At 55.3% G+C, this 26,153-nt stretch carries 21 protein-coding genes; 13 read left to right on the forward strand and 8 right to left on the reverse strand.

Annotated features, from left to right (window positions below):
- The first annotated feature begins 77 nt into the window (after positions 1 to 77).
- Complete coding sequence (mak, locus tag WH279_RS09035) at positions 78 to 983, forward strand: fructokinase (RefSeq protein ID WP_133846269.1); 906 nt, start codon at positions 78 to 80, stop codon at positions 981 to 983.
- A 63-nt stretch (positions 984 to 1,046) separates the two neighbouring features.
- Here mak and eat read toward each other — a convergent pair whose 3' ends face one another.
- Entirely contained in the window at positions 1,047 to 2,411 is a 1,365-nt protein-coding gene (gene eat / locus WH279_RS09040) for an ethanolamine permease (RefSeq protein ID WP_339455953.1), read from the reverse strand.
- Between the two features lie 284 nt (positions 2,412 to 2,695).
- Between eat and WH279_RS09045 the strand changes: the two genes are divergently transcribed.
- The 5 genes from WH279_RS09045 to WH279_RS09065 all read left to right on the forward strand — a co-directional run bounded on the left by WH279_RS09045 (position 2,696) and on the right by WH279_RS09065 (position 6,924).
- Positions 2,696 to 3,700 carry a phosphotransferase enzyme family protein gene (locus WH279_RS09045; protein WP_339455955.1) on the forward strand — a complete coding sequence of 335 codons (1,005 nt, stop codon included), beginning with the start codon at positions 2,696 to 2,698 and terminating at the stop codon, positions 3,698 to 3,700.
- A gap of 164 nt (positions 3,701 to 3,864) precedes the next feature.
- The gene (gene qhpR, locus WH279_RS09050; RefSeq protein ID WP_339455957.1) at positions 3,865 to 4,932 is read left to right on the forward strand and encodes an AraC-like transcriptional regulator QhpR; all 1,068 of its coding nucleotides are present in this window, start codon (positions 3,865 to 3,867) and stop codon (positions 4,930 to 4,932) included.
- 301 nt (positions 4,933 to 5,233) lie between these two features.
- Positions 5,234 to 5,908 (forward strand): CsgG/HfaB family protein, encoded by a 675-nt coding sequence (locus WH279_RS09055; protein WP_339455959.1) that lies wholly within the window; start codon positions 5,234 to 5,236, stop codon positions 5,906 to 5,908.
- Positions 5,909 to 5,971: 63 nt separating this feature from the next.
- The gene (locus tag WH279_RS09060) at positions 5,972 to 6,277 is read left to right on the forward strand and encodes a DUF4810 domain-containing protein (RefSeq protein WP_234472240.1); all 306 of its coding nucleotides are present in this window, start codon (positions 5,972 to 5,974) and stop codon (positions 6,275 to 6,277) included.
- The gene (locus WH279_RS09065; protein WP_339455961.1) at positions 6,277 to 6,924 is read left to right on the forward strand and encodes a DUF799 domain-containing protein; all 648 of its coding nucleotides are present in this window, start codon (positions 6,277 to 6,279) and stop codon (positions 6,922 to 6,924) included. Before WH279_RS09060 ends, WH279_RS09065 begins: the two co-directional genes overlap by 1 nt.
- 47 nt (positions 6,925 to 6,971) lie before the next feature.
- Here the strand turns inward: WH279_RS09065 and WH279_RS09070 are convergent, their stop codons facing one another.
- Together WH279_RS09070 and sbcD are read right to left on the reverse strand one after the other, a co-directional pair.
- Positions 6,972 to 10,331: an AAA family ATPase gene (locus tag WH279_RS09070; protein ID WP_339455963.1), complete on the reverse strand. Its 3,360-nt coding sequence runs from the start codon at positions 10,329 to 10,331 to the stop codon at positions 6,972 to 6,974.
- On the reverse strand, positions 10,328 to 11,551 hold the full coding sequence (gene sbcD / locus WH279_RS09075; protein ID WP_339455965.1) for an exonuclease subunit SbcD: 1,224 nt from the start codon (positions 11,549 to 11,551) through the stop codon (positions 10,328 to 10,330). The genes WH279_RS09070 and sbcD overlap by 4 nt, the downstream gene beginning before the upstream one ends.
- Before the next feature lie 212 nt (positions 11,552 to 11,763).
- Here sbcD and phoB point away from each other — a divergent pair, with 212 nt between their 5' ends.
- The 6 genes from phoB (at position 11,764) to proY (ending at position 19,317) form a co-directional block, all read left to right on the forward strand.
- Positions 11,764 to 12,453 (forward strand): phosphate response regulator transcription factor PhoB, encoded by a 690-nt coding sequence (gene phoB / locus WH279_RS09080; RefSeq protein ID WP_133846278.1) that lies wholly within the window; start codon positions 11,764 to 11,766, stop codon positions 12,451 to 12,453.
- Positions 12,454 to 12,476: 23 nt separating this feature from the next.
- On the forward strand, positions 12,477 to 13,790 hold the full coding sequence (gene phoR / locus WH279_RS09085) for a phosphate regulon sensor histidine kinase PhoR (RefSeq protein ID WP_339455967.1): 1,314 nt from the start codon (positions 12,477 to 12,479) through the stop codon (positions 13,788 to 13,790).
- Positions 13,791 to 13,809: 19 nt separating this feature from the next.
- Positions 13,810 to 14,733 (forward strand): PstS family phosphate ABC transporter substrate-binding protein, encoded by a 924-nt coding sequence (locus tag WH279_RS09090; RefSeq protein ID WP_339455969.1) that lies wholly within the window; start codon positions 13,810 to 13,812, stop codon positions 14,731 to 14,733.
- A 337-nt stretch (positions 14,734 to 15,070) separates the two neighbouring features.
- Positions 15,071 to 16,171, forward strand: coding sequence for a cobalamin-independent methionine synthase II family protein (locus tag WH279_RS09095; protein ID WP_339455971.1), 1,101 nt, complete (start codon positions 15,071 to 15,073; stop codon positions 16,169 to 16,171).
- Between the two features lie 416 nt (positions 16,172 to 16,587).
- On the forward strand, positions 16,588 to 17,910 hold the full coding sequence (gene brnQ, locus WH279_RS09100) for a branched-chain amino acid transporter carrier protein BrnQ (protein WP_339455973.1): 1,323 nt from the start codon (positions 16,588 to 16,590) through the stop codon (positions 17,908 to 17,910).
- A gap of 54 nt (positions 17,911 to 17,964) precedes the next feature.
- On the forward strand, positions 17,965 to 19,317 hold the full coding sequence (gene proY / locus WH279_RS09105; protein ID WP_200641343.1) for a proline-specific permease ProY: 1,353 nt from the start codon (positions 17,965 to 17,967) through the stop codon (positions 19,315 to 19,317).
- Positions 19,318 to 19,365: 48 nt separating this feature from the next.
- On the opposite strand, the gene WH279_RS09110 is transcribed toward proY, so the two are convergent.
- Complete coding sequence (locus WH279_RS09110; protein WP_339455975.1) at positions 19,366 to 20,766, reverse strand: MFS transporter; 1,401 nt, start codon at positions 20,764 to 20,766, stop codon at positions 19,366 to 19,368.
- Positions 20,767 to 20,880: 114 nt separating this feature from the next.
- Here WH279_RS09110 and WH279_RS09115 point away from each other — a divergent pair, with 114 nt between their 5' ends.
- Positions 20,881 to 21,537: a helix-turn-helix transcriptional regulator gene (locus WH279_RS09115; protein WP_339455977.1), complete on the forward strand. Its 657-nt coding sequence runs from the start codon at positions 20,881 to 20,883 to the stop codon at positions 21,535 to 21,537.
- Between the two features lie 109 nt (positions 21,538 to 21,646).
- On the opposite strand, the gene WH279_RS09120 is transcribed toward WH279_RS09115, so the two are convergent.
- From WH279_RS09120 to WH279_RS09135, 4 genes are all read right to left on the reverse strand, one after another.
- Positions 21,647 to 22,927, reverse strand: coding sequence for a histidine-type phosphatase (locus WH279_RS09120; protein WP_339455979.1), 1,281 nt, complete (start codon positions 22,925 to 22,927; stop codon positions 21,647 to 21,649).
- A 127-nt stretch (positions 22,928 to 23,054) separates the two neighbouring features.
- Positions 23,055 to 24,038 (reverse strand): LacI family DNA-binding transcriptional regulator, encoded by a 984-nt coding sequence (locus WH279_RS09125; protein WP_339455981.1) that lies wholly within the window; start codon positions 24,036 to 24,038, stop codon positions 23,055 to 23,057.
- A 63-nt stretch (positions 24,039 to 24,101) separates the two neighbouring features.
- Positions 24,102 to 25,400, reverse strand: a complete 1,299-nt coding sequence (locus WH279_RS09130) for a histidine-type phosphatase (RefSeq protein ID WP_445235240.1) — start codon at positions 25,398 to 25,400, stop codon at positions 24,102 to 24,104.
- A 135-nt stretch (positions 25,401 to 25,535) separates the two neighbouring features.
- Entirely contained in the window at positions 25,536 to 26,138 is a 603-nt protein-coding gene (locus WH279_RS09135) for a peroxiredoxin C (protein ID WP_133846288.1), read from the reverse strand.
- Between the last annotated feature and the right edge of the window lie 15 nt (positions 26,139 to 26,153).

A 26,153-nucleotide genomic window follows, 5' to 3' on the forward strand; every position in this document is an offset into this window, starting at 1 on the left:
GCGGCGGGGTTTCATTGCCTTTCCGCACCGCTCCTTCTAAGGTAATAATCTCACCGTCAAATCATGAGGAATAACAAGTGCGTATCGGTATCGATTTAGGTGGCACGAAAACAGAAGTGATTGCCTTATCCGACCAGGGGGAGGAACTGTTCCGCTATCGCGTCCCCACGCCGCGTGACGACTATGAAAAAACCCTGGAAAACATTATCGGGTTAGTACGCCGCGCAGAAGAAGTGACGGGCCAGCAGGGCACAGTGGGGCTGGGGATCCCCGGTACGCTATCGCCTTATACCCGGCGAGTAAAAAATGCTAACTCCACCTGGCTCAACGGTCAGCCGCTGGATAAAGATTTACAGCAGCGACTGGGCCGTGAGGTTCGTATCGCCAATGATGCCAACTGCCTGGCGGTGTCTGAAGCCGTGGACGGTGCGGCCGCAGGCAAACAAACGGTGTTCGCGGTGATTATTGGCACCGGGTGCGGTGCGGGAGTCGCGCTGAATGGCCAGGCACACAGTGGTGGCAACGGCAATGCGGGGGAGTGGGGCCATAACCCGCTGCCGTGGATGGATGAAGATGAGCTGCGCTACCGGGAAGAGGTTCCCTGCTACTGCGGTAAGGCAGGCTGCATTGAAACCTTTATCTCCGGGACCGGGTTTGCCACGGATTACCAGCGCCTGAGCGGCGTGTCATTAAAAGGCGCGGAGATTATGCAGCGGGTGGCACAACAGGACCCGGTGGCCGAATTGGCGATGAGCCGCTATGAACTGCGTCTGGCGAAGTCGCTGGCCCACGTGGTGAATATTCTTGATCCGGACATGATTGTGCTGGGTGGGGGAATGAGTAACGTCGAGCGGTTGTATCAGACGGTGCCGCTGCTGGTGAAAAACTGGGTGTTTGGCGGAGAGTTTGAAACGCCCATACGTCAGGCAGTTCACGGTGATTCCAGCGGCGTGCGCGGTGCGGCCTGGTTGTGGCCGTTGTAATGCGTAAAACAAGGGCCGATCGGAAAATGATCGGCCCCAACGGCGAGTTAATGCAATCTGACCTTATTCGCCATGCAGCATCGCATCATGTGGTGCGTTGTCACGCTGGCTTTTGGTCATCAGGAACCACAGGTAACCTGCCAGCATCAGCGCCACAAACAGCACACCGATAAGGGCGTTAAACCACAGCATCGCAATTAGACACACCAAAGCCAGTACCAGCGCAATCGCGGGAACGATCGGGTAACCTGGTGCGCGGAAGGTGCGATCCAGCTCCGGGGCAGTGCGGCGCAGACGGAACAGGCTCAGCATACTCATGATGTACATCACGATGGCACCAAATACCGCCATGGTGATCATCGCTGCGGTCAGTGACATGCCCTGCAGGTTGATCCAGCTGTCGCTAAAAATAGCGGCGATACCGATCACGCCACCCGCAATAATGGCACGGTGAGGGGTCTGGAAACGTGACAGTTTCGCCAGGCCCGCAGGCAGATAGCCAGCGCGAGACAGAGCAAAGAACTGGCGTGAGTAGCCGAGGATAATACCGTGGAAACTGGCAATCAGACCGAACAGACCGATCCACACCAGCATGTGCATCCAGTTGGAGTGCTCACCCACGATCATTTTCATTGCCTGCGGTAGCGGATCGTTAATGTTAGACAGTACGCGCCAGTCTCCGGCACCCCCGGCCATCAACATCACCCCGAGGGCCAGCACCACCAGCGTCAGGATCCCGGCAATATAGGCTCGCGGGATCGTACGTTTCGGATCTTTCGCTTCTTCTGCTGCCATCGCTGCGCCTTCAATGGCGAGGAAGAACCAGATAGCAAACGGGATCGCGGCAAAAATACCAGACAGTGCCGGCATGCCGAAGTGTTCACCGCCTGCCCAGCCGTTAGCGGCAAAGTTGGCAATACTGAAGCCCGGTGCGACCACGCCCATAAACACCAGCAGTTCGAACACCGCCAGTACGGTGACCACTAACTCAAACATCGCCGCGAGTTTCACCCCCAGAATATTCAACGTCATAAAGACAATATAGGCACCCACCGCCGCGTACTTCGGGTTGAGTTCCGGGTACTGAACGTTGAGATAGGCACCAATGGCCATCGCAATTGCCGGCGGAGCAAAGACGAATTCAATCAGCGTGGCCATACCGGCAATCAGGCCACCGGTCTCACCAAATGCACGACGGCTGTAGGCAAACGGGCCACCCGCATGTGGAATCGCGGTGGTCAGCTCGGTAAAGCTGAAGATAAAACAGGTATACATGGTGGCGATCATTAGCGTTGTCAGCAAAAAGCCGAGTGTTCCCGCCACGCCCCAGCCATAGCTCCAGCCAAAATATTCCCCTGAAATGACCAAACCGACTGCAATACCCCACAAATGAATGGTGCCCAGCGTGGGCTTTAATTTCGTTGTCATGTTGTTATCCCCGTGAGTGTGTTTCCTCTTCATCACCTACGCTGCAGATGTCTGTGGCGTAAAGGTGGCTGGAGAGCGTGACTCGATAATGCCGTTGCCCGTTGGGGGAAACTTGACGCGGGCATGATGATTTTTGTGCTCTCAGGTCAACTCACTCGCAAAAAAAGTGCCAGGTGTACGCTGTAGTCAAAACAGGGTCGTCTGCGGTCAAGCCGGAAGAGGGCAAGCGATAGGATGCTGTCAGGCAAAGAAGCACTGCCTGAAACTGACTCCGGAGCCAGACTATGACCGCAAAACAATATGACACCCTGAACAATGCAGCATTGCTGCGCCTCGCCGAAATGACCTTGTTGCGCTATCCGGCGGCGTTACAGGGCAAACTTAGCCTGCTGTGCCGTTCAGAAAACGCGACCTTTCTACTTGAAGCCGCTGGCAAACGGTATGCCTTGCGGCTGCACCGGGCGGATTACCACCAGCGTGCCGATATTGAAAGTGAGTTGCAGTGGCTGGATGCCCTGCGTGAAACCGGTATCGATGTGCCGCAGGCGGTCGTCGATCGCGAAGGGCAACGCGTACAAACCTTGATGCTGGAGGAGGGTTCGGTACGTCATGCCGTGCTGTTCCACTGGATCGAGGGGGAGATGCCGGGGACTGATGTTGATCCACGTGCCTTTCAGCAGTTGGGTAATATTACCGCTCGCCTGCATCAGCATAGCCGCAGTTGGCAGCGTCCTGCGAATTTCCAACGTATCACCTGGGATCATCACACCATGGTCAGCCCGCAAAGCCATTGGGGCGACTGGCGCGATGCGCCGAATTTGCACGTCCAGGATCACGGCATTGTGGAGGAGACGATCGCGCGAGTGGGATCGACGCTGGCTGAGTTCGGCAAGGAACCCCGCAACTACGGGCTGATCCACGCCGATCTGCGACTGACGAATCTGCTGCTGTATAAAGGGGAAACCCGGGTGATCGATTTTGATGACTGCGGTTTCGGCTGGTATCTGCACGATCTGGCGGCGGCGATCAGTTTTGTTGAGCATCATCCGCGTGCTGCAGAATGGGTTGATCACTGGATCCGGGGCTACGAGCAGGTCGCACATATCACCGATGCTGAGATGGAAAGGATACCCGCGCTACTGATCCAGCGCCGGATCCAACTGCTGGCCTGGGCGGGATCGCATGCGGAAACGGAGATGGCGCAAAGTCTCGGCCCACAGTGGGCGGATCATTCTGTGCGTTTGTGCCACCGTTACCTGGAGACGCGCGATCTGCCTGTTGGCGCATAATTATCACGTTACTGCACCGTGGACGGGCAACGCTGCGCCGCCACAGTGCTTATTCGCACGGGTCTGTAGGCTAACACGCTGATTTTGTCCGATGTTGCGGTTGGTACGCAATTTGCTGTGTAAAGAGGAGTAAAGAGCCCACACCGCAGCAGGAGGCAGTCATCATGTTATCAAACCCATTGGCCCGTTCAGAAACCAGCCATGTTCTGCACAGTGCCAGCGCCTGCAATCGTGGGGTCCTGGCTGCTGCTGCCAGTGGACTGAGCGAGTTTATCTGCCACAGCGGCGGTGACGTTGATCGTATTTTTGGCGTCAGCGGTATCGACCCGGAGCTGCTGGCACAACCCACGCTCAGTCTGGGCTTAATCAATTATTGCCGGGTGATGGAAGAAGCGGCACGGTATTCAGGTTGTGATAACTTCGGTTTACATTACGGCAGGCAGTTTAAACCGCAGTCATTAGGTCTGATTGGCTATATCGGTCTGTGCAGCGCCACGCTGGAACAGGCACTGCACAATGTGGCGAACGCGTTTCCCTGGCACCAGCACGATACGCTGACGCGGCTGGTGGATAAGGGGGACTGCTGGCGGCTGGACTATCAGGTACGCCACGGCGCTATCCTCTGCCGTCGTCAGGATGCAGAACTGACGCTGGGCATGTTCCTTAACCTGATCCGCCATGTCGCTGGAAAAAACTGGGCGCCGCGTGAGGTGCATTTCGAACACCCACGTCCTTCACAATGGCATGAGCACTGTAAAGTGTTCGATGCCCCTGTCTATTTCGATCAACCTTTTAACTCCTTACTGATCCCGAAACGCGATTTGCTCCGTGCGATGCCGGACAGTGATCCCTTATTACTGAGCGTGATGCAGGATGCTATCCAGCGTCTGAATAGCAGTACGCCGCAGCAGAATATCGTCGATCAGGCGCGGGCGCAGGTTCAACGGGTGATCCTGCAAGGTGAACCTGTACTGGATGATGTGGCGGAAAAAATGGGGCTGTCGAGCTGGTCATTACAGCGACGCCTGCGCGAGGAAGGGCTGAGTTTTACCACGCTGGTGGATAACGTACGCTGCGAAATGGCGAAACACTATTTGCAGCAGCGTCAGCTGCCGATTTCCGAAATGGCCCTGTTGTTGGGATATTCTGAGGTCAGTGCGTTCTCCCGTGCCTTTCGTCGCTGGTTTGGCATCAGCCCGCGTCAGTGGCGACAGGATGAGTTGGCAGGATAAGCCACCGTATGAGGTCGCGAGTAAGGTATCACTGAAGGCTCGGATAACCCTTGTCTTTGCATCAAGGAGAAGTGGCTTATTTTACTTAAATGACTATGATTCACATCCCCCATGTGATTTGTGACCGTGATAAATTAAAATAATTAAACATTTCAGTTTATTTTTATAATTTCTCTGTGGTAGTCTTCCGTGCCAAAGGCGTCCTGCCTTTATTTTATAATAACCCGTGCTGATTATATTCTGGATATTCATTCCGGATCAGGGTTTTTATTTGAGTTATGAATTCATTCAGGGATATGAAATGAAATCCAAATGCCTTGTTGTTTTATCCTTATTAAGCGCATCGGTACTCACCGGTTGCGCGACGGAATCCTCACGTTCTATTGAAGCTCCTCAGGTTGCAGCAGCGACTCAGCCACACTATCAGGGCATAAAAAGTCCGATTGCTGTCGGTAAGTTTGATAACCGCTCCGCGTATATGAATGGCGTATTCTCTGACGGCGTCGATCGGTTAGGTAACCAGTCGAAAACCATCCTGATTACCCATTTGCAGCAGACTGGCCGTTTTAATGTGCTGGACCGCGCTAACCTTGATGAACTGAAAGCCGAAGCGCAGTACAAAGGCAGCCAGCAGTCCATTAAAGGTGCCAACTATGTTATCACCGGCGATATTACCGAGTTTGGTCGTAAAGAAGTGGGCGACCAGCAGCTGTGGGGCATTCTTGGCCGCGGCAAGTCTCAGGTAGCCTATGCCAAAGTGAACCTGAATGTGGTGGATGTCACCACCTCAGAAGTGGTGTATTCCGTTCAGGGCGCCGGTGAATACACTCTGTCTAATCGCGAAGTGATTGGCTTTGGTGGTACCGCCAGCTATGACTCCACGCTGAATGGTAAGGTGATGGATTTAGCGGTACGCGAAGCAGTTAATCATCTGGTGAATGGAATCGAATCTGGCGCATGGCGTCCGGTTAAATAAAACAACAAGGAATTAACAGTGAAGATAATTAACGTTGTCTGCGTGGCTACCGCCGCGCTGCTAATGACGGCCTGTGCCCAAAAAAAAGAAACGGTTTATTACTGGGGGGATTATCAATCCTCACTTTATAGCTATTACAAACGTGATAAATCACCTGAACAACAGATTGAATCGCTGAACGCGGTGGTTGAGCAGGCGAAAGCAAAAAATAAACCCGTACCTCCTGGCCTGCATGCCCAGATAGGATTGCTATATGTGGAAACCAGCCGTCCGGACCTGGCTTTTCAGCAGTTCAATGCCGAAAAATCACAGTTCCCGGAATCAGCCGCTTATATGGATTTTCTGATGCGCAATAAGGATAAGAAATAATGAAATTACGGATCTTTATTGCCGCGGCTGTGGCGCTGGTGTTGAGCGGTTGCGCTAAACAGACGCCTTATGACTACACGGCTTTTCGTGCCAGCAAACCCACCTCGATTGTGGTGTTGCCTGCGAAGAACAGCAGCCCGGATATTCAGGCTGCCCACAGTCTGGTATCGGTGCTGACCGCGCCGCTGGCCGAGTCCGGTTATTATGTGTTCCCGGTGGCGGTGGTAGATAAAACCTTTGAGCAGAACGGCCTGGCCAGTGCCGATGATGCTCAGGGTGTCAGCACCGCTAAACTGCACGAGATTTTCCATGCTGATGCGGCGCTGTATGTTGAAGTGATCAGCTACGGCACCCAATACAGGGTGGTGGACAGCGCGACTCAGGTCAGCGCAGTAGCACGTCTGGTTGACCTGCGTACCGGTAAACAGATCTGGGCGGGTAAAGGCTTTGCGTCCGATGCTCAGGACAACAGTAACAATGGCCTGGTGGGCATGTTGATAACGGCAGCGGTGAAGCAAATCTCAAATAATATCAACGACAAAAGTCATGATATAGCGATTATTGCCGGGAGCACGATGCTCTCTGCTGATGGCCGCAACGGCAGTATCCTGCCAGGGCCGCGCGCTAAAGTGAAAACGGCGTTATAACGCTGATGCAAACAGGGGCGATCGCAGAGGGTCGCCCCTGTTTGCTGCTATTGCCCCGGTGTTTCCAGTCTGCTGTAACCCAGCCCGTTAATTTTCTTCACCTTTATCTGCACCGGAATACGTTCCTTCATTGCCTCAACGTGGCTGATCACCCCAATCGTTTTGCCACTGGCATTGAGTGCATCCAGCGCATCAAGCGCACTGTCGAGTGTCTCCGCATCCAGCGTGCCAAAGCCTTCATCGAGGAACAGCGACTCAATACGGGTTTTATGGCTGACCAGATCGGAAAGGGCCAGCGCCAGCGCCAGACTGACAAGGAAGCTTTCGCCGCCGGACAGCGTGCGGGTATCACGCTGTGCGTCAGCCTGCCAGGTATCAACAACCTGAAGCTCTAACGCTTCCTGCGATTTGCGCTGCAACAGATAACGGCCGTGCAGACGGTTAAGCTGATTGTTGGCCAGCCACACCAGATGATCTAACGTCAGCCCCTGAGCAAAGCGGCGGAATTTATCCCCTTCTTTGGAACCGATAAGCTGATTGAGGTAGCTCCAGTCTTCCAGCTGCTGTTCGTTAGCGGCGATCTCAACCAGCAATGCCTGCTGTTGGGTGCGCCGTTCGCTGTCATCTCGCAGCTGCTGACGTAGCTGACCCTGCTGGCTGGCCAGCTCGCGCAGTTGCTGATTGAACTGACTCAGCTGGCTTTCCAGTAGCATCCGTTGTGCAGGCAGGTCATCAACATGGCCTGATTGGTTCACCATTTCATCTAATTGCGATTGTAGATTAATCAACTGCTCATTTAGTGATTTATGCTGTCCGGTCAGGGTATTTATCCTGTCCTGCTGCTGTTGCCACGCAGTCTGTGCCTGGCGAACGGCCTGCACATGCTGTTCCGTCTCTGCCCGCAGCTGCTGCTGTGCAGTCGTAACATCGCGATCGCCAAACAATGTCTGGCGCTGCTGCTGACACTGTTTCAGCGTTTCCTGCTGTTGTTGCAAGCGCTGGTCGAGCTGCGCCAGGCGTGCCTGTTGTTGTTGTAACTCTTCTTCCAGCGCCTGTTGGCGGCTGGAGAGTGTCGCCAGTTCAGGGGCCAGTGCTGCCAGCGCCTCACTGTTGCTGCGCCACTGTTGCCACTGCGTTTCGCGCAGCTGCAGCCAGCGCTGATAATCACCATCCTGCGGCAGTGTCAGACCCAGCGGTGCAACCCCTTCTGCCAGCTTGATGCGCAGCTGCTGTGCGCGCTGTTCATCCTGAGTGAGCTGTTGCTGCTGTTCGCTCAGTGTCTGCGTAGCGGCGGTTAACTGCTGCTGCTGAAGCTGAATTTGCTGTTGCAGGGCCTGCCAGGCCTGCTGATGCTGATACAGCGCCTCTTTTTGCTGCTGGCAGTGGCGCAACGCTTGCTCCAGCTGCTGTAACTGCTGCAGCTGTGTCGCTTCCTGCTCATCCTGCTGTGCCAGCCATTCGCTGGTCTGCTGATGCTGCTGCGGGCTGAGTGACAGTGCCAGGGCTGTGGTGGCGGACTGCCATTGTTGCTCCACTTGCTGCATCTGCTGGTTCAGCTCAGCCTCTTCCTGCAACAGGCGCTCATCCTGCTGTTGCGCCTGTTTAAGCTGTGCCGCGCAGGCACTGCCCTGATCTTTCAGCTGTTCAACATCTCGCTTTAATGCGTCCAGCCGCTGCTGATTTTCTGACAGCTGCAACGCCTGATACTGCTGCACGGCCGGATGGGTTTCCGAACCGCACAGCGGGCAGGGCTGGCCCGGTTCCAACTGTGCCCGGTGCTGTTCCAGATCGGCAATACGTCGCTCCAGCTCACAGCGCTTTTCCAGGTCCTGCTGATGCTGATATTTCTCTTTCCAGCTGGCCCGCAGGGTAAGTAACTGCTCACTGTTTTGCTGGATCTGTTGCGTTAGCGTCTGGCGCTCCTGCTGTAAGCGCGTGAAGCGTATCTTCAACTGTTGCCACTGTGGGAGCAGGGTGGCCAGTAATAGCCGCTGTGGACGCTGGCGTGCAAACTGTTCCAGGGTGGCGCGCAGCGTCTCCTCCGGGTGCTGCTGTTGCAGCGGAGCCAGCTGTTGCTGCGCCTGATCGAGGTGGGTCTGCGCGGCGGCCAGCTGCTGCTGTAACGGGGCCTGCTGCTGCTGGAGCTGCTGGCTGGACTGCTCATATTCCTGCATCTGCTGCTGCTGGGCCTGGAATCGCAAGCGTTGTGCGGTCAGTGACTGCTCACTCTCCTGCTGCTGGCTAAAACGTTCACGCCACAGCGGCAGATGCTCACCATAGTGCGCATACGACGAATGTGCCTCACGCCAGGTGCTCAACTGCTGCTGTAGCGCCTGTTTCTCCTGTTGAGTCTGCTGGTTTTTAGCGCTTTCCTGCTGGCGCGTGGTGAGCGCAAGTTGGTGTTCACTTCGCTCACGCTCCAGCTGCTGTTGCTGTTCGCGCAATGAGGCCAGCTGCAAATCAAGCGGCAGGACCTGTTCGGCGATCAGGGTTTCCTGTTGCAAACGCAGCGTCTGGTGTTGCGCCTGCGCCTGCACGATCTGCTCTTGCTGCTGCGTGGCCAGAACCAGCGCCTGCTGTGACTGCTCACGTTCTTGATCCAGCTGCTGCGCGCTGACGGTCAGCTGTTGCTGCTCCCGCTGCAGGCGTTCAATCTGTTGCAGTTCCTGACTTTTTTTCAGTTGGATCTGTTGTTGCGAAGTAAGTGCCTGCTCCTGCGCCACACTTTGTTCCAGCTGGTTGTTAAGGAGGGCTTGCTGCTCGTCGGTGAGCAAACTCATACCGCTGGACTGGGCGCGCAGGGTATCCAGCGTCACCTTCGCCTGCTTATGGCGATCAAACACCGCCGCCGACAGTCGACCGTATATTTCGGTGCCGGTCAGCTCTTCCAGCAGCTCGGCACGTTTATTGGCATCGGCATTGAGGAACGCGGCAAACTGCCCTTGTGACAGCATCATCGATTTGGTGAAGCGTTCGAAGTCCAACCCGGTCAGACTGGCTACCCTCTCCAGCTTATCTTTGACCTTGTCGGCCACGATGTGATTATCGCTACAGCGTGCCAGCTCAACCCGCGGTGCCTGCAGGTTGCCATCGGCAGCACCGCGTGCGCGGCTCTGGCTCCAGAAGGCGCGCCAGGCAATGCCTTTCACCTCAAATTCGACTTCTGCCAGGCACTCGGCGGTATCACGGGTCATCAGGTCATTTTGCGACTGAGTGATGCCTTTCAGGCGCGGTGTTTCGTGATACAACGCGAGGCAGATGGCATCCAGCAGGGTGGTTTTACCTGCGCCCGTCGGGCCGGTAATGGCGAACAGGCCGTTGCTGGCAAAAGGTTCTGCGGTGAAGTCGATTTTCCACTCACCCTTCAGCGAGTTGAGGTTTTTAAAGCGCAGCGTCAGAATTTTCATGATGGCTGCTCCTCATGGCGAACGGCTTCCAGCGTTTGAGCAAACAGCACTCTGGCGCGTTCCAGCCGTTCAGGTTCCTCGGCCTCCAGCGCCAGACGGCGGGAAAACACCTCTTCAACACTCAATTCATTCAGCGTTTCATTGTTCTGTCGGGCGATGACCTGTTCGCGCTGTTCACGGCTGCGACGCAGCAGCACCACTTCTACGGGCAGGGATTCGGTCAGATCCTGGATACGGCGCTGTAACTCACTGAGGTAAGCATCGGTGACGATTTCAATGTCCAGCCAGATAGTGCCACCCTGTGGATCGGCCGTGAGAGCCGCCAACTGCTGCTCAATCTGTTCCAGAGAGCCTTTGATCATTTGCATTGGCTGGAATAACGGGATCGGTAAGGCTTCGACCGCGCTGAGTTTGCCGTTGCTGAAGTCGACCCGAAACACGCTTTTGGCTTTACCCAGCTCATCAAAACTGAGCGGGATCGGCGAGCCGCTGTAGCGAATATGATCGCTATCGGCAATGCGCTGAGCGCGATGGATATGCCCCAGGGCGATATAGTCCGCAGGGGGAAAACAATCGGCGGGGAAGGCATCCAGCGTGCCGATATAGATATCACGCACCGCATCGCTTTTGGTCACACCCATTGTTGTCAAATGGCCGGTGGCAATAATGGGTAGCGGCAGGCCCAGTGCATCACGCTGTTTCAGCGCTTCCTGCCAGCACTGCTGATAGTGTTCAGTTATGGCTTCCAGCAGGCTTTGCTGCTTTTCGCGCCCTGACTGCCCGCTCTGGCTGCGCAGAATATCGCGCGGGCGCAAAAAAGGAATGGCGCACAGCAGTGCACCGGGCTGGCCATCGCGGCGATTCAGAACCAGAACCTGTTGACGAACATCGTCGCAGGCGGCGGCGATCACCCGGGTGTTCAGGCAGGCCAGCAGCTCGCGGGATTCATTCAGCATGGCGACTGAATCGTGATTGCCGCCCAGTACCACCAGTTGACAGCCGGTCTGCTGCAGATTGACCACGAAGCGGTTATACAGCTCACGTGCGTAGCTCGGCGGAGAGCCGGTATCAAAGATATCGCCCGCCACAATAATCGCATCCGCCTGCTGTGCTTCTGCTTTCACCAGCAGCCAGTCAAGAAATGCCTGGTGTTCGGCTGCCCGGCTTTTGGTGTAGAAAAACTGGCCAAGATGCCAGTCGGCAGTATGAATGATGCGCATGGGGGTCCTTTCATGGCAGAAAGCGTGGGGAGTATTATACCTGTCCTGCATCCCGAATTATTCAGAGCAGATAAACATATTGATGAGGTGGGGATTTTATTTAATTCCATCAATGCTTTTAGGGGGTGCTTTTTTCATAAAAGTGTCATAAAACTGACGCATAATGGCGCCGCATATCCCCGTGACAACCTGTCACTGTAGCAGGAGCAATAATGGCCAAGCGCATTCTGGTGGTTGAAGATGAAGCCCCAATCCGTGAGATGTTGTGTTTCGTTCTGGAACAAAATGACTATCAACCGATCGAAGCCGAGGACTATGACAGCGCAGTAAGTATGCTCATTGAGCCGTGGCCGGATTTAATCCTGCTGGACTGGATGCTCCCGGGTGGTTCCGGCATTCAGTTTATTAAGCATCTGAAGCGTGAAGCCATGACCCGGGATATTCCGGTTATGATGCTGACCGCGCGTGGCGAAGAAGAAGATCGCGTCCGTGGCCTGGAAGTGGGTGCCGACGATTACATTACGAAACCCTTCTCACCCAAAGAGCTGGTGGCCCGTATTAAAGCGGTGATGCGCCGTATTTCACCGATGGCGGTGGAAGAGGTGATTGAAATGCAGGGGCTGAGTCTCGATCCGTCATCGCATCGCGTGATGTCTGACACGCAGCCGCTGGAAATGGGGCCGACCGAATATAAATTGCTGCACTTCTTTATGACGCATCCTGAGCGTGTTTACAGCCGTGAGCAGTTGCTAAACCATGTCTGGGGAACTAACGTTTACGTCGAAGATCGTACCGTTGATGTGCACATTCGTCGCTTACGTAAGGCGCTGGAACTGACCGGGCACGATCGTATGGTGCAGACGGTTCGCGGAACAGGTTATCGTTTCTCTGCACGCTATTGATTGTTCGCGCTGGAGTCTGAACCGTGTTGGAACGCCTCTCCTGGAAGAGATTATTGTTTGAGCTGCTGCTTGCCGGTTTGCCCGCGTTACTCCTCGGGCTGCTGGTGGGTTGGCTCCCCTGGCTGCTGTTAATCTCAGTACTCTGTGTGCTGGGCTTTCATTTCAACAATTTACTTCGACTCTCTCACTGGCTGTGGGTTGACCGCAGCATGACACCTCCCAGCGGCCGTGGCAGCTGGGAACCGCTGTTTTATGGCCTGTATCAAATGCAGGCGCGTAACCGCCGCCGCCGCCGTGAACTCGGTCATCTGATCAAACGTTTTCGTAGCGGTGCAGAATCTCTGCCTGATGCGGTGGTACTGACCACCGAAGAGGGGACGATTTTTTGGTGCAACGGCCTGGCACAACAGATGCTGGGGCTGCGCTGGCCGGAAGATAACGGGCAGAATATCCTCAATCTCCTGCGTTACCCGGAGTTTACCCGCTATCTGCGTCAGCGTGATTTTTCTCGCCCGCTTACGCTGGTGCTGAACAGCCATCGCCATCTTGAATTTCGTGTGATGCCTTACAGTGAAGGGCTATGGTTGCTGGTGGCGCGTGATGTCACCCAGATGCATCAGCTGGAAGGGGCCCGGCGTAACTTCTTTGCCAATGTCAGCCATGAACTGCGTACGCCGCTCACGGTATTGCAGGGGTATCTGGAGATGATGAACGATTCCGTGCTGGAGGGCAGTCTGCGCGATAAGGCGCTGCACACCATGCAGGAACAGACTAAACGCATGGACAGCTTGGTGAAACAGCTGCTGACCTTGTCACGCATTGAAGCTGCCCCGGCGATCGATTTGCAGGAAACCGTGGATGTGCCGATAATGCTTCGGGTGTTGCAGCGTGAAGCGGAAACGCTCAGTAACGGGCGCCATGATATTTATTTCCATACCGACCCGCATTTGCGCGTGTTTGGCAACGACGAGCAGCTGCGCAGTGCGATCTCCAATCTGGTGTATAACGCGGTTAACCATACGCCGGATGGCACACGTATTGATATCAGTTGGCTGCGCAGCCCGCAGGGTGCACAGTTTAAGGTTAAAGATAATGGACCCGGGATTGCACCGGAACACCTGCCTCGTCTGACCGAGCGTTTCTATCGCGTTGATAAAGCGCGTTCCCGACAGACGGGCGGTAGCGGATTAGGGCTGGCTATCGTGAAGCATGCGCTCAGCCACCACAATACGCGCCTGGATATCAGCAGCACGCCCGGTGCTGAAACCTGTTTCAGCTTTCAATTGCCACCAAGGTTGATTGTCAGTGCCGAACTGGTCGAGAATGCGTTGCATTAAGTCTCACGGAACCCATGCAATGAAAATGTTAATCGCGCTGGCGCTGCTGCTGGTCAGTTCGCAGGTGCCGGCGAAGCAGGGCATGTTGGCGGGGAATCTCACCAGCGTTGGCTCGGATACGCTGGGTAACCTGATGGCGCTGTGGGGTGAGAGTTTTAATCGTCAGTATCCCGGTGTGAATGTGCAGATCCAGGCAGCCGGTTCGTCGACTGCGCCGACCGCGCTTGCCGCGGGGGCTGCTCAGCTTGGTGCGATGAGCCGCCCGATGCAGGCGGTAGAACGCCAGTTATTTGAAGACAGCTACGGTTATCAGCCGCTGGCTGTACCGGTGGCGATGGATGCGCTGGTGGTGGTGGTCAATCAGGACAACCCGTTAACCGGGCTGAATGCACAGCAACTGGATGCCATTTTCTCGGCGACGCGTCGCTGTGGCGGATTATCCGAGCCCAAAACCTGGGGGGATTTACAGTTAACTCAGCCCGGCTGGGCGACGCGCGGATTACAGCGCTTTGGCCGTAACTCGGCCTCCGGGACCTGGGGATTCTTCAAACAGCAGGCGCTGTGTAACGGTGACTTCCGTAATGATGTTGGGGAATATCCCGGCTCTGCCGCTGTGGTACAGGCCGTTGCGGGAACGTTGAATGGCATTGGTTACGCCAGTGCCGGGTTTCATATCAGCGGCGTCAAAACCGTGCCGGTGGCGCGTGATGGCAATGACTGGATCGCGCCAAGCGCCGAGAATATTCGCAGCGGCCGCTATCCTTATGCCCGTCCTCTTTATATCTATGTCAATAAAGCGCCCGATAAACCACTGGAGCCGCTGACGGCTGCTTTTTTGCGTTTAGCGCTATCTCCACAGGGCCAGGCGCTGGTCAGCCAGGCGGGGTATCTGCCCCTGTCTGAGCAGCAGATGCAGCGCGCCCGTGCAATGCTGGCCGAGTAACAGTGCCTTCGGGCGAGGCATGCCTCGCCCCTACAATATATTGCTCCTCATCTCGTAGGGGTCAGGCACGCCTGACCCTGTCACTGTGCCTTCGGGCGAGGTGTGCCTCGCCCCTACAAAGTATTGCTCCCATCTTGTAGGGGTCAGGCATGCCTGACCCTCACTCAGCCATCATGAAAATTATTCATCTGCCGTGAAATTTCTTCGTTTGCCGCTGAAGGTTTCTCATGAGACTCTTGGTTCAACAGACATGTAGACATCCAGACGTCTAAATATAACCTGATGTAATTATTACGTCACTAAATTATGCGCCGCGTGCAGGCCAGGAGTTTTCATCATGACAACATTTACCCCCTATCGTGCCGAAGTGGTTGGCAGCTACCTGCGCCCGGCTGAGATTAAACAGGCTCGTAAGCAGTTCGAGGCAGGTGAGATAGACGCTGCTGCACTGCGCGCGGTGGAAGATGAGGCGATCCGTAAGGTGGTGGCCCATCAGCGTGAAAACGGTTTGCAGGTGGTGACTGATGGCGAATTCCGCCGCGCCTGGTGGCATTTCGACTTCTTCGATGGTCTGGATGGTGTGGAGCGCTATGAAGCCGAGCAGGGCATTCAGTTTAACGGTGTGCAGACAAAAGCACGGGGCGTGAAAGTGACCGGCAAGCTGGGCTTTAGCCATCATCCGATGCTGGAAGATTTCCGTTTCCTGCAAAGCATCAGCGGCGATGCCGTGGCTAAGATGACCATTCCAAGCCCAAGCGTGCTGCACTTCCGTGGTGGACGTAAAGTGATTGATGCTGACGTTTACCCGGACCTGGATATCTATTTTGATGACCTGGCACAGACGTATCGTGACGCGATTAAAGCCTTTTATGATGCTGGCTGCCGTTATCTGCAACTGGATGATACTGTCTGGGCTTATCTGTGTTCTGACGATCAAAAACAGCAGATCCGCGAACGTGGCGATAACCCGGAAGCGCTGGCCCGCACCTATGCCCGTGTACTGAATAAAGCCATCGAAGGGAAGCCGGATGACCTGGTCATTGGTCTGCATGTTTGTCGTGGCAACTTCCGTTCCACCTGGATCTCTGAAGGTGGCTATGAGCCGGTAGCCGAAATCTTGTTTGGCGGCGTCAACATTGATGCTTTTTTCCTGGAATACGATAACGAGCGCTCAGGTGGATTTGAGCCATTACGCTTTATTAAACCGGGCAAACAGCAGGTAGTTCTGGGCCTGATTACCACGAAAACAGGTGAACTGGAAGCCGCTGAAACGGTGGAAAAACGCATTCGCGAGGCGTCACAGTTTGTCAGCCTGGATCAAATTTGCCTGAGCCCTCAGTGCGGCTTTGCTTCAACGGAAGAGGGCAACAGCCTGACGGAAGAGCAACAGTGGGCTAAGCTGCGCTTGGTGGTGGATGTCGCCAGCCGCATCTGGTAATGACTGCATCATTTTGTGTACAGGGCGCGGGTTTCCGCGCCTTTTGTGCATATGAAGGGGGTTTATTGCAGAAATTAACGTTGTGTCGCACGAAAAAGATACAAATCATGTAAGGCATTTTTCATCAGATCTAAATATATGCACTGGTTATGCAGTCTTTTGCACTATATCGTCCTGCTTTTCCGATCCCGTATTGCCTTTCTTCGCTATAAACGTTCTACTTACCCCCGTTTTTTCGTCATCCCCCTGTATACAGAAAATAATCAGCTCACATTCGCTGTCAACCCGGTATTACAAAGTGCATTCCACTGTATTGGTTTGATTCGGCGGCGTTTTTAGAGCGAGCAGGGGGACAGGTTTTCACTTTAAGCCTGACATCACGACTTTTCACACCATCACGGGCAACACAATTTCTTATGACACATCGTTTAACTTCGAAAGATATCCTGGCGCTGGGCTTTATGACATTTGCCCTGTTCGTCGGTGCGGGAAACATCATTTTCCCCCCTATGGTGGGGATCCAGTCCGGCGAACATGTCTGGATGGCTGCTATCGGTTTTCTGATCACGGCGGTGGGTCTGCCGGTGATTACGGTGATTGCGCTGGCGCGCGTGGGCGGTGGCATTGATGCCCTCAGCTCACCGATCGGCAAAGCCGCTGGCATCGTGCTGGCCACCGTCTGTTATCTGGCCGTTGGCCCGTTGTTTGCCACACCGCGTACGGCGACCGTTTCGTTTGAAGTGGGGATTGCTCCACTCACCGGTGATGGTGCGTTGCCGCTGATGATCTACAGCGTCGTCTACTTCGCCCTGGTGATTGGCATTTCCCTCTATCCTGGCAAACTGCTGGATACCGTGGGCCACGTACTGGCACCACTGAAAATTTTCGCCCTGGCCGTCCTGGGCCTGGCCGCGCTGCTGTGGCCTGCGGGCGGACTTACACCGGCAACGGCTGATTATCAGCGTGCGGCGTTCTCCAGCGGTTTTGTGAACGGTTATCTGACCATGGATACCCTCGGTGCGCTGGTGTTCGGTATTGTTATCGTCAATGCAGCACGCTCACGTGGCATCACCGAAGCGAAGTTACTCACGCGTTACACCGTGATAGCCGGGTTGATTGCGGGTGTGGGTCTGACGTTGGTGTACCTGGCGCTGTTTAAACTGGGTTCCGACAGTGCATCCATTGTTGACCAGAACGCTAACGGCGCGGCCATTCTGCATGCCTACGTACAGCATACCTTTGGCGGTATGGGCAGCTTCTTCCTGGCGGCACTGATTTTTGTGGCCTGCATGGTGACCGCTGTCGGCCTGACCTGTGCCTGCGCGGAATTCTTTGAGCACTACCTGCCTCTTAGCTACCGTCAGCTGGTGTTTATTCTTGGCCTGTTCTCGATGGTGGTGTCTAACCTGGGTCTCAGTCATCTGATTCAAATTTCAATTCCAGTGTTAACTGCGATTTACCCACCTTGTATCGTACTGGTACTGTTGAGCTTCACTTTAAAATGGTGGAAAAAAAGCTCGAGGATTATTGCGCCAACGATGCTGGTTAGCCTGGTTTTCGGCATTGTTGATGCAATCAAAAGTACGAGCTTAAAGGCACTCCTGCCAGCAGTAACCCAGAATCTGCCACTGGCAGATCAAGGTTTGGCATGGTTGCCACCTTCACTGGTGATGCTGGTATTGGTAGCCGTGTACGATCGCGTTACAGGCCGCCAGTCGGTTACTGCGCATCAGCAATAGCGTTGTAGAACTCCCCCTTACCTCCTTGCCGGTAAGGGGCCGACAGGTGTAAATATGACAAGTACAACACTCAAAAAGGGACTGAGTACCCGCCATATCCGGTTTATGGCTCTGGGTTCTGCCATTGGCACCGGGCTGTTTTATGGCTCGGCTGATGCCATCAGAATGGCCGGCCCTGGCGTTTTGATTGCCTATATGGTGGGCGGGCTCGCTGCCTATATTATTATGCGCGCCCTGGGCGAAATGTCCGTTAATAATCCACAGGCCAGCTCTTTCTCCCGCTATGCACGTGATTACCTCGGCCCGCTCGCTGGCTATATCACTGGCTGGACCTACTGTTTTGAAATCCTGATTGTTGCCATTGCCGATGTCACCGCTTTCGGCATTTATATGGGGGTGTGGTTCCCGCACGTTCAGCACTGGATATGGGTATTGAGCGTGGTGCTGATTATCGGCGCGCTGAATCTCGCCACGGTGAAGGTGTTTGGTGAAGTCGAGTTCTGGCTGTCACTGTTTAAAGTGGCCACCATTATCGTGATGATCCTCGCTGGCTTTGGCATTATTTTCTGGGGCATCGGCAACGGTGGCCAGGCGACGGGGATCAGTAATCTGTGGACTCACGGCGGCTTTGTCCCCAATGGCTGGATAGGTGTGGTGCTGTCATTGCAGGTAGTGATGTTTGCCTTTGGCGGTATTGAAATTATCGGTATCACCGCCGGTGAAGCGAAAGATCCGCAGGTGTCGATTCCCCTGGCGATTAACACGGTACCGCTGCGTATTCTGGTGTTCTATGTCGGTACACTGTTTGTGATTATGTCCATTTACCCCTGGAACCAGGTGGGGACGAACGGTAGCCCATTTGTACTGACTTTCCAGAATTTGGGCATAGCCGCCGCCGCAACAATTCTTAATTTTGTGGTGATTACCGCCTCGCTGTCGGCGATTAACAGCGATGTATTTGGCGTGGGGCGTATGCTGCACGGCATGGCAGAGCAGGGACATGCACCGAAAGTGTTTGCTTCCGTATCACGCAGAGGCGTGCCGTGGGTCACGGTGCTGGCGATGATGATGGCGATGCTGGTGGCGGTATACCTCAACTACCTGATGCCAGAGAAAGTGTTCCTGGTGATCGCCTCACTGGCGACGTTCGCTACCGTCTGGGTGTGGATTATGATCCTCTTCTCGCAGATCGGCTTTCGTCGTACATTGACGCCTGAGCAACAGAAAGCGCTGAAGTTCTCGCTGCCGGGTGGCACGGCCACTGCCGTTGTGGGGATTCTGTTCCTGATGTTCGTGATTGGACTAATTGGTTATTTCCCGGATACCCGTATTTCACTTTACGTCGGTATGGCTTGGATCCTGTTGCTACTGCTGAGCTGGCAATGGGTGAAACGGAAGAATCGCTAACCGTGGCATGAATGCTGGCCAGGTCAACTGGCCAGCATTACCCCCCTTCTATTTAGACGCTGCTGCCCGTCTGGCACTGAAGAACGCCAGCAGAGGCGCAATCGCCAGCACGCTGAACAGCATCCGTGCCGCACTGCTGGCACCTTCCACGCCGCCAGGCGAATTCAACCCTCCCAGATTGGCCAGCATCCCGGCCAGCGCCGCACCCAGCGCGGTAGCAAACAGTTGCACCGTGGAGATCGAGGTGGCCGCTGCATCCTGATCTTCTTCAGGGGTGACATCCAGAACGCGCGTCAACAGATGCGGCCAGCCCAGTCCAATACCAAAGCCAACCAGCAGCAGCCCCAGTGAAATCATCACCACCAGCGTACGCGTAGAACCGCTTTGTACCGGAACGGAGAAAGCCAGCACCGCCATCCCGGCCAGCACCAGCAGCGGCCCGGCCACGATGGCCATCGATACTCTTTTTTCCCGCCAGCCGGAGCTCCAGATTTCAGCCAGCGTCCAGCCTGCCGCCATCAGTGCGGCCAGATAGCCGGACATCAGTGGCGTCTGCCCGTGCAGATTCTGCAGGAAATAGGGTACGAAAGTTTCGCTGGTCATGCCGACAACCAGCAGGCCGATGGTCAGATAAAGGCTTAGCAGGGGAGAGCGCAGGCGTAGCGCGTGACGGGGCAGCAGGCAGGTGTCGCTAACAAACTCCTGGCGGATTAACAGCGCCACCATCAGCACCGCCAGTGCCACGCCCATCAGGTTGTAACTCAGCTGTGATTCAGTGCTGCCAATACTGATTGCCAGTACAGCAGCGGTGAGCAGCAGCAGTTGGAGCAAAGGCAGGCGTGCGGCAGGTTTGCGCTTACGGTTATCTGCGGGTAAAGCTCGCCACACCACCCATGCGTAGAGCATTGTCACCGGCAGCAGAAAAGCAAAAGCCAGCCTCCAGGCATCGATATCTGCAAAGATCCCGCCAATCGCCGGGCCGACCAGCGTCGCAACGCCCCACATGCCGGAGATCAGCGCAAAGGCGCGCGGCCACAGCGCCCGTTCAAACACTTCGTAAATCATGCTGTAGCCGAGCGCAAACAGGAAACCACCGCCCAGGCCCTGAATGGTGCGGCCCAGTAACATCGCCAGCATATTCGGGGCCAGGGCACACAGCAGGGAACCCGCAAGGAACAGCAGGATAGCGATAGCGTAGGTCCCGCGCGACCCGGCGCGACTCAACGTTCGGCTGGTGAGTGCCGAACCGAGGATGGAAGCGACCACAAACAGTGTGGTGTTCCAGGCGTAGAGATTCAGTCCACCAATTTCTTTAACGACCGAAGGCAGCACGGTAGTGGCGATATAAATATTGATAGCGTGCAGTGCAACCCCACCAGAAAGTGCGATGGAGCGGGCGGCATTCTTACCGGAGAGAAGATCTCCCCAGTTTCCTTCATGTGATGACATAATGGCTCCTTGAAACCACGATTGTGAGTCACCCTGGGGTTGTCGGCCGCGCATCCCTGAGGTAAATTAATAAAACAAGAAAACACTTGGAATATTAGCGGGGTCAGAAAAATTTTGTCAATAAATCACTTGCCTTCGGGGCCTGAAGAGCACTTATCGACATCACAGCGGCTGCTTCATCTGCTGAAAACCCGCGGACCGCAGCAGGCTTCAGAGGCGGGAAAGGTGCTGGGAATGACGGCCGAAGCAGCACGTCAGCAGTTCACAAAGCTGGCGGCGGATGGGCTGGTGAGCGCTTTTTCCCGATCGCGCGGCGTTGGGCGCCCTTCACAGTTCTGGCAACTCACGCCTGAAGGCGAGAAACGATTTCCTGATACGCACCCTGAACTGACCGTGCAGTTGCTGGACGTGGTGCGTGAATCCTTTGGCGAACAGGCGATTGAGATGCTGATTGCTAAACGCGAACAGAAAACCCGGGAGTTATACCAGCGAGAGCTATCGGCCCTCGCCGGGTTGACGGCACGCGTGGCGCGGCTGGCAGAAATACGTTCTGCTGAGGGTTATATGGCGGAATACGAGACGCTGGAAGATGGCAGCCTGCTGCTGATTGAAAACCACTGCCCGATATGTGCGGCCGCGGCGACCTGCCAGGGATTTTGCCGTGCCGAGCAGGCGATCTTTAGTGAGGTGCTACAGGCGGAGGTGGTTCGGGTGGAGCATATTCTCAGCCATGCACGTCGCTGTGCCTATCGGGTGCAGCCTTATCAGTAGTCTGGCACCCGGAGTGCCTCTTCTCCCGGAATGTCGGGGGAAATGGCACCGGGTGCCTTCAACACATCCTTATGTCATCAGCATCATCACCTCGCAGGCTGTTGATACTTTACTGCGCATAGCTCACCGGCGTTTGCAGCTCAGGATCGATATGCTGCCTGATCCGTTTCAGCATTGGCTGATAAGGGCACAGCGTACCGACGGGGGTTATTTTACAGCCGTTGAACGTCAGCTCAGTGATCAGCGGTGGCCGGCTGGCATTCAGCGGGGTGAGCTTGCGGATCTGATCGAGACTCTGTGCCTGGAAATAGACGCGAATAAAGCGTTTGCCGCTGTGCACCTCACGCCAGCGTTCAAACACCAGACTGCCCGCCGGGGGGATGTTGCCGCGCGGATAGTCTGCCTGCTGCCAGCTAAAATTGAGCATGGTGCGCAGCCAGGAAATGTTAGTGTCGTGTGCCACATACAGTAACCAGCGCACGTCCGGTGGGCCGCCCTGCACCTGCTGAGGAGCCAGCGCTTTGGCGATCTGATCCATCAGTATCGATCCGCCACGCTGCGCAATGTAGGGCACGTCGTTGATGTAATCGTATTTGGTGGTCAGCAGCGGCATCAGTTTCGCCACATCGGCCGCCGAGTGCACATGGCCAAAGGCGACGCTGGATGACGGCTGATTTTCGCTCCATGCCAGGCGGAACGTTTCTGCCATATTCGCCAGCGTCGCGAGTCCCTCTACCTCAAAACGGCCGTCCTTGCTACGCTTGATACTCCATGGGTGATCGAAGACAGGGCAGGGATGATCCGCCTGACAGACGGCTGCTTTCAAACGGGCGATCTCCGGGGCGGCACGCTGCTCTGCCTGCTGTACGCTACCGCCCATTGCCTGTTCAATCCCTGCCCGGGCCTGTGCTTCGTCCAGCGGAGCCAGCCCCATCTTATCGCTCTGGAACAAGGGATCGCTGTCACCGCTGACGCTGTGCACCGTCACATCACACCCCGGGAATGCGCCATCGGTTAATGCTTTCGCCGTCGCTTTTGTGCGCTGTAGCGGGCTTGCCCAGACATACAGTGTCTTGCTGTCAGGGCATCCCGACGTCAGCAACCCGGCCTGACGCCAGCCGTTTGCCTCATACCCGCCTTTCAATACCGCAGCGGCATAACCGTGCCCGGTCAGTTCGCCATCGGCGGTCAGCCACTGTGGCCAGGAGCGATCTGTCCCCGCCTCCATCGCTTTGGTGTTATCCGGCGTGGGCGGACGGACCCCGTGGCGACTAATCTCCACGACCTTCTCCAGGTGAAACGCTTCCGCCTGCGCTATCTGACTGCTGAATACTGGCACCATGGCCAGGATAAACACCAGGCGTAGCAATGCTGTTTGTATCGTTAACATAATCATCCTCTGTGCACACGTGTGCAATTACAAGTGTAAAAAGGCGTGTTACAACGTTGTGACAGAATAATGACCAGAATGAAAAAATGATTCCGTGATCGTTATAACATAAAACAAATTGTTCAAATCAGGCGGAGTAACGGCGGATAAGTGTGACAGGAACAGATTTTTGCTGCGAAGGCTGGGCGAAGTTTTTCAGTCTTTCCAGTAGAGAATGAACGGCAAGTTGCGCCAGTTTGTCGGTATCTTGCTGGATCGTCGTGAGTTGATACGCCGCGAATGCGGCCTGTGGGATGTCATCAAATCCAGCAACTTTAATCGCAGAGAAAGCAGGATGCTGACGTAAGTAATCCAGTGTGCCCATCGCCAGCATATCGGTGGCACAAAAGATCCCCTGCAAATCGGGATGATCAGCAAGCAGTTTTGCTGCGGCGTCCCAGCCAGCCTGATAACCGCCTCGCGGGCAGAAAAGGGCAATGGTCTGCGGTGCCTGTTCACGAAAGGCCTGCCAGCGCTGCCAGGTGCTGAAGTTTTCCGCCTCTTCCCCGATAAAGGCCAGTCGTTGCAGATCCTGTTCGCTGAATACAGCGGCTATCAGCTTTGCACCCTGCGCATTATCACTGCATATGCGATCGGCACCAGGCAGGTCGGCGTGACGATTGATCAGCATTACGGGGATCTTTTTTGCCAGATACTCTTTGGCCAGCGACAGCGGAGGCGCGCCGGAGGTGATGATTACCCCCGTCACATGGTAGCTGAGCAGCTGTCGAAGTGAGGGTTCTAACTGTTGGGGATCGTCGGCATTCATCAGCAGGGGAATAAACCCCTGTAATGCCAGATGATGCACCAGCGGTGCCAGCAGTTTACTGCGAAAAGGATTATCGAAACCGGCAGTGATGATACCGACAAAATTACTGTTACCGGTGATCATGGTGCGCGCAATGATATTCACCTGGTAGCCCAGCTCACTGGCGGCGGCCATCACCTTCTGGCGCGTCGGATCAGAAACGGAAGCGCCAGGGGTGAAGGTACGCGAGACGGCAGAACGTGATACACCGGCAAGGCGTGCAACATCGGCCGCAGTAACCCAACTTTTGTTTTCAGACGCCATCGGCACTCCCTCTGTGTGTGCCGCTGAATTTTACCGCAATACTGCGGAAAGTCATGGCGTTTCTCAGAGGGATGCGGAGTGATCCTGATAGCTTACCGGGCGAATCAGTGACCGGTCGATATTCTGGTTAAGGCGTTGCAGTACGCTGTCGTAAGGGCACAGAGTACCTGCTTCGGTTTTCTCACAGCCGGCAAATTTTAACTCGGTGATCAGTAGCGGGTGGTGGCTGTCGATGGGCGTCAGTTGACGAATCTGATCAAGACTCTGCCCCTGGAACAGAATGCGGATAAAACGTTTCCCGCTTTGTGTCTCTTTCCAGCGTTCAAATACCAGGCTTCCTGCTGGCTGGACAGTGCCACGAGGATAGTCACCCTGTTGCCAGCTGAAATCCAGCAACGTACGCAGATAGGCGATATTGACGTCATGAGCGACGTACAGCAGCCAGCGAGCCTCCGGCGGTGCATCCTGTTGCGGCGTCACGCCCTGTTGCAATGCTTTGGCAATCTGCTCCATCAATAAGGAACCGCCACGCCGGGCGACATAGGGTTGATCGTTGGTGGCATCGTATTTCGGTGCCAGTAATGCCATGAGCTTGCCGATCTGTGCGGCACTGTCGGCGTGACCAAACGCCACCTGACTCAGCGGTTTATTATCGCTCCACTCCAGACGAAGGGTTTCTGCCATAGCCGCCAGGGTATCCAGACCGGTGATCATAATACGGCCATCGGAGGCGAATTTTATTTCCCACATTTTATCAAAGATTGGGCAGGGCTTATCTGGCTGGCAGACGGCCTTTTTCAGCAGGGAGATCTCTGGTTGCAGCCGTTTTTGTGCATCGGCTGGCGTGCCGCCCAGGGCGGTCAGTGCCCCCTGACGCTGTTGCTCCTGGTCGAGGGTGGCATATCCCGGACCCTGGTTTTGAAACAGCGGATCGTTTTTTTCCAGGGAGTGATGAATAGTGATGCCACAGCCGGGGAATGCCCCGTCAGTCAGGGCTTCAGCAGTGGCACGGGTGCGCTGTAACGGGCTGGCCCAGACAAAAATATCTTTCTCTATCGGGCAGCCTGCGCCGAGCAGACCAAGCTGGCGATACTGATTCCCTTCGTACTGACCTTTAAGCCATGCCGCGCTGTAGCCGTGACCGGTCAGCTGGCCGTCGGCGGTTAACCAGCTTACCCAGGGGCGCCCACTGCCGGCCTCCATCTCTTTACGGTTATCTGCCGTTGGAGGGCGAACGCCGTGACGACTGACTTCTACTACTTTTTCCAGCACATAATGAGGCGCGGCCTGGGCCATCAGGCTCAGTGAACTGAACAGGGTGGCGAGGGAAAAACGCAGAGCACTCTTTTTCATCGGGATCATCCTTGCGATGGGGGAAAGGTCAGTGGGCATCATGACAAAATTTCGTCTAAAGGTGTGACGAAAGATGGGGAAGCGGAAAATTGAGGTGAAAAAAAAGCCCGCCGAAGCGAGCTTTCCTGGAAAACGCAGAAGCAATTACAGCTTAGAGGCGTTTTCAGTCAGGTACTTAGCAACACCTTCTGGAGATGCGCCCATACCTTCTTTTCCTTTTTCCCACTGAGCCGGGCACACTTCGCCGTGCTCTTCGTGGAATTGCAGCGCGTCAACCATGCGCAGCATTTCATCAACGTTACGGCCCAGTGGCAGATCGTTAACCACCTGGTGGCGAACCACACCGGCTTTGTCGATCAGGAAAGAACCACGCAGAGCCACGCCCGCATCCGGGTGCTCGATGCCGTAGGCTTTCTGAATTTCACGTTTGATATCAGCAACCATTGCGTACTGAACTTCGCCGATGCCGCCTTTATCAACCGGAGTTTTACGCCATGCGTTGTGCACGAACTCTGAATCGAAGGAAACACCAACCACTTCCACGCCGCGTTTCTGGAATTCTGCATAGCGCTTGTCGAAAGCGATCAGCTCAGAAGGGCATACGAAGGTGAAGTCCATTGGCCAAAAGAACACAACGGTGGCTTTACCAGCGGTGTGTTTTTTAAAGTTGAAGTTTTCTACGATCTCACCGTTGCCCAGTACGGCTGCGGCGGTAAAATCAGGGGCTGGACGAGTTACCAGGACCATGTTCACTCCTGTAAA

It is taken from the genome of Erwinia sp. MYb375 (assembly GCF_037479175.1).
Taxonomy (GTDB): domain Bacteria; phylum Pseudomonadota; class Gammaproteobacteria; order Enterobacterales; family Enterobacteriaceae; genus Erwinia; species Erwinia rhapontici.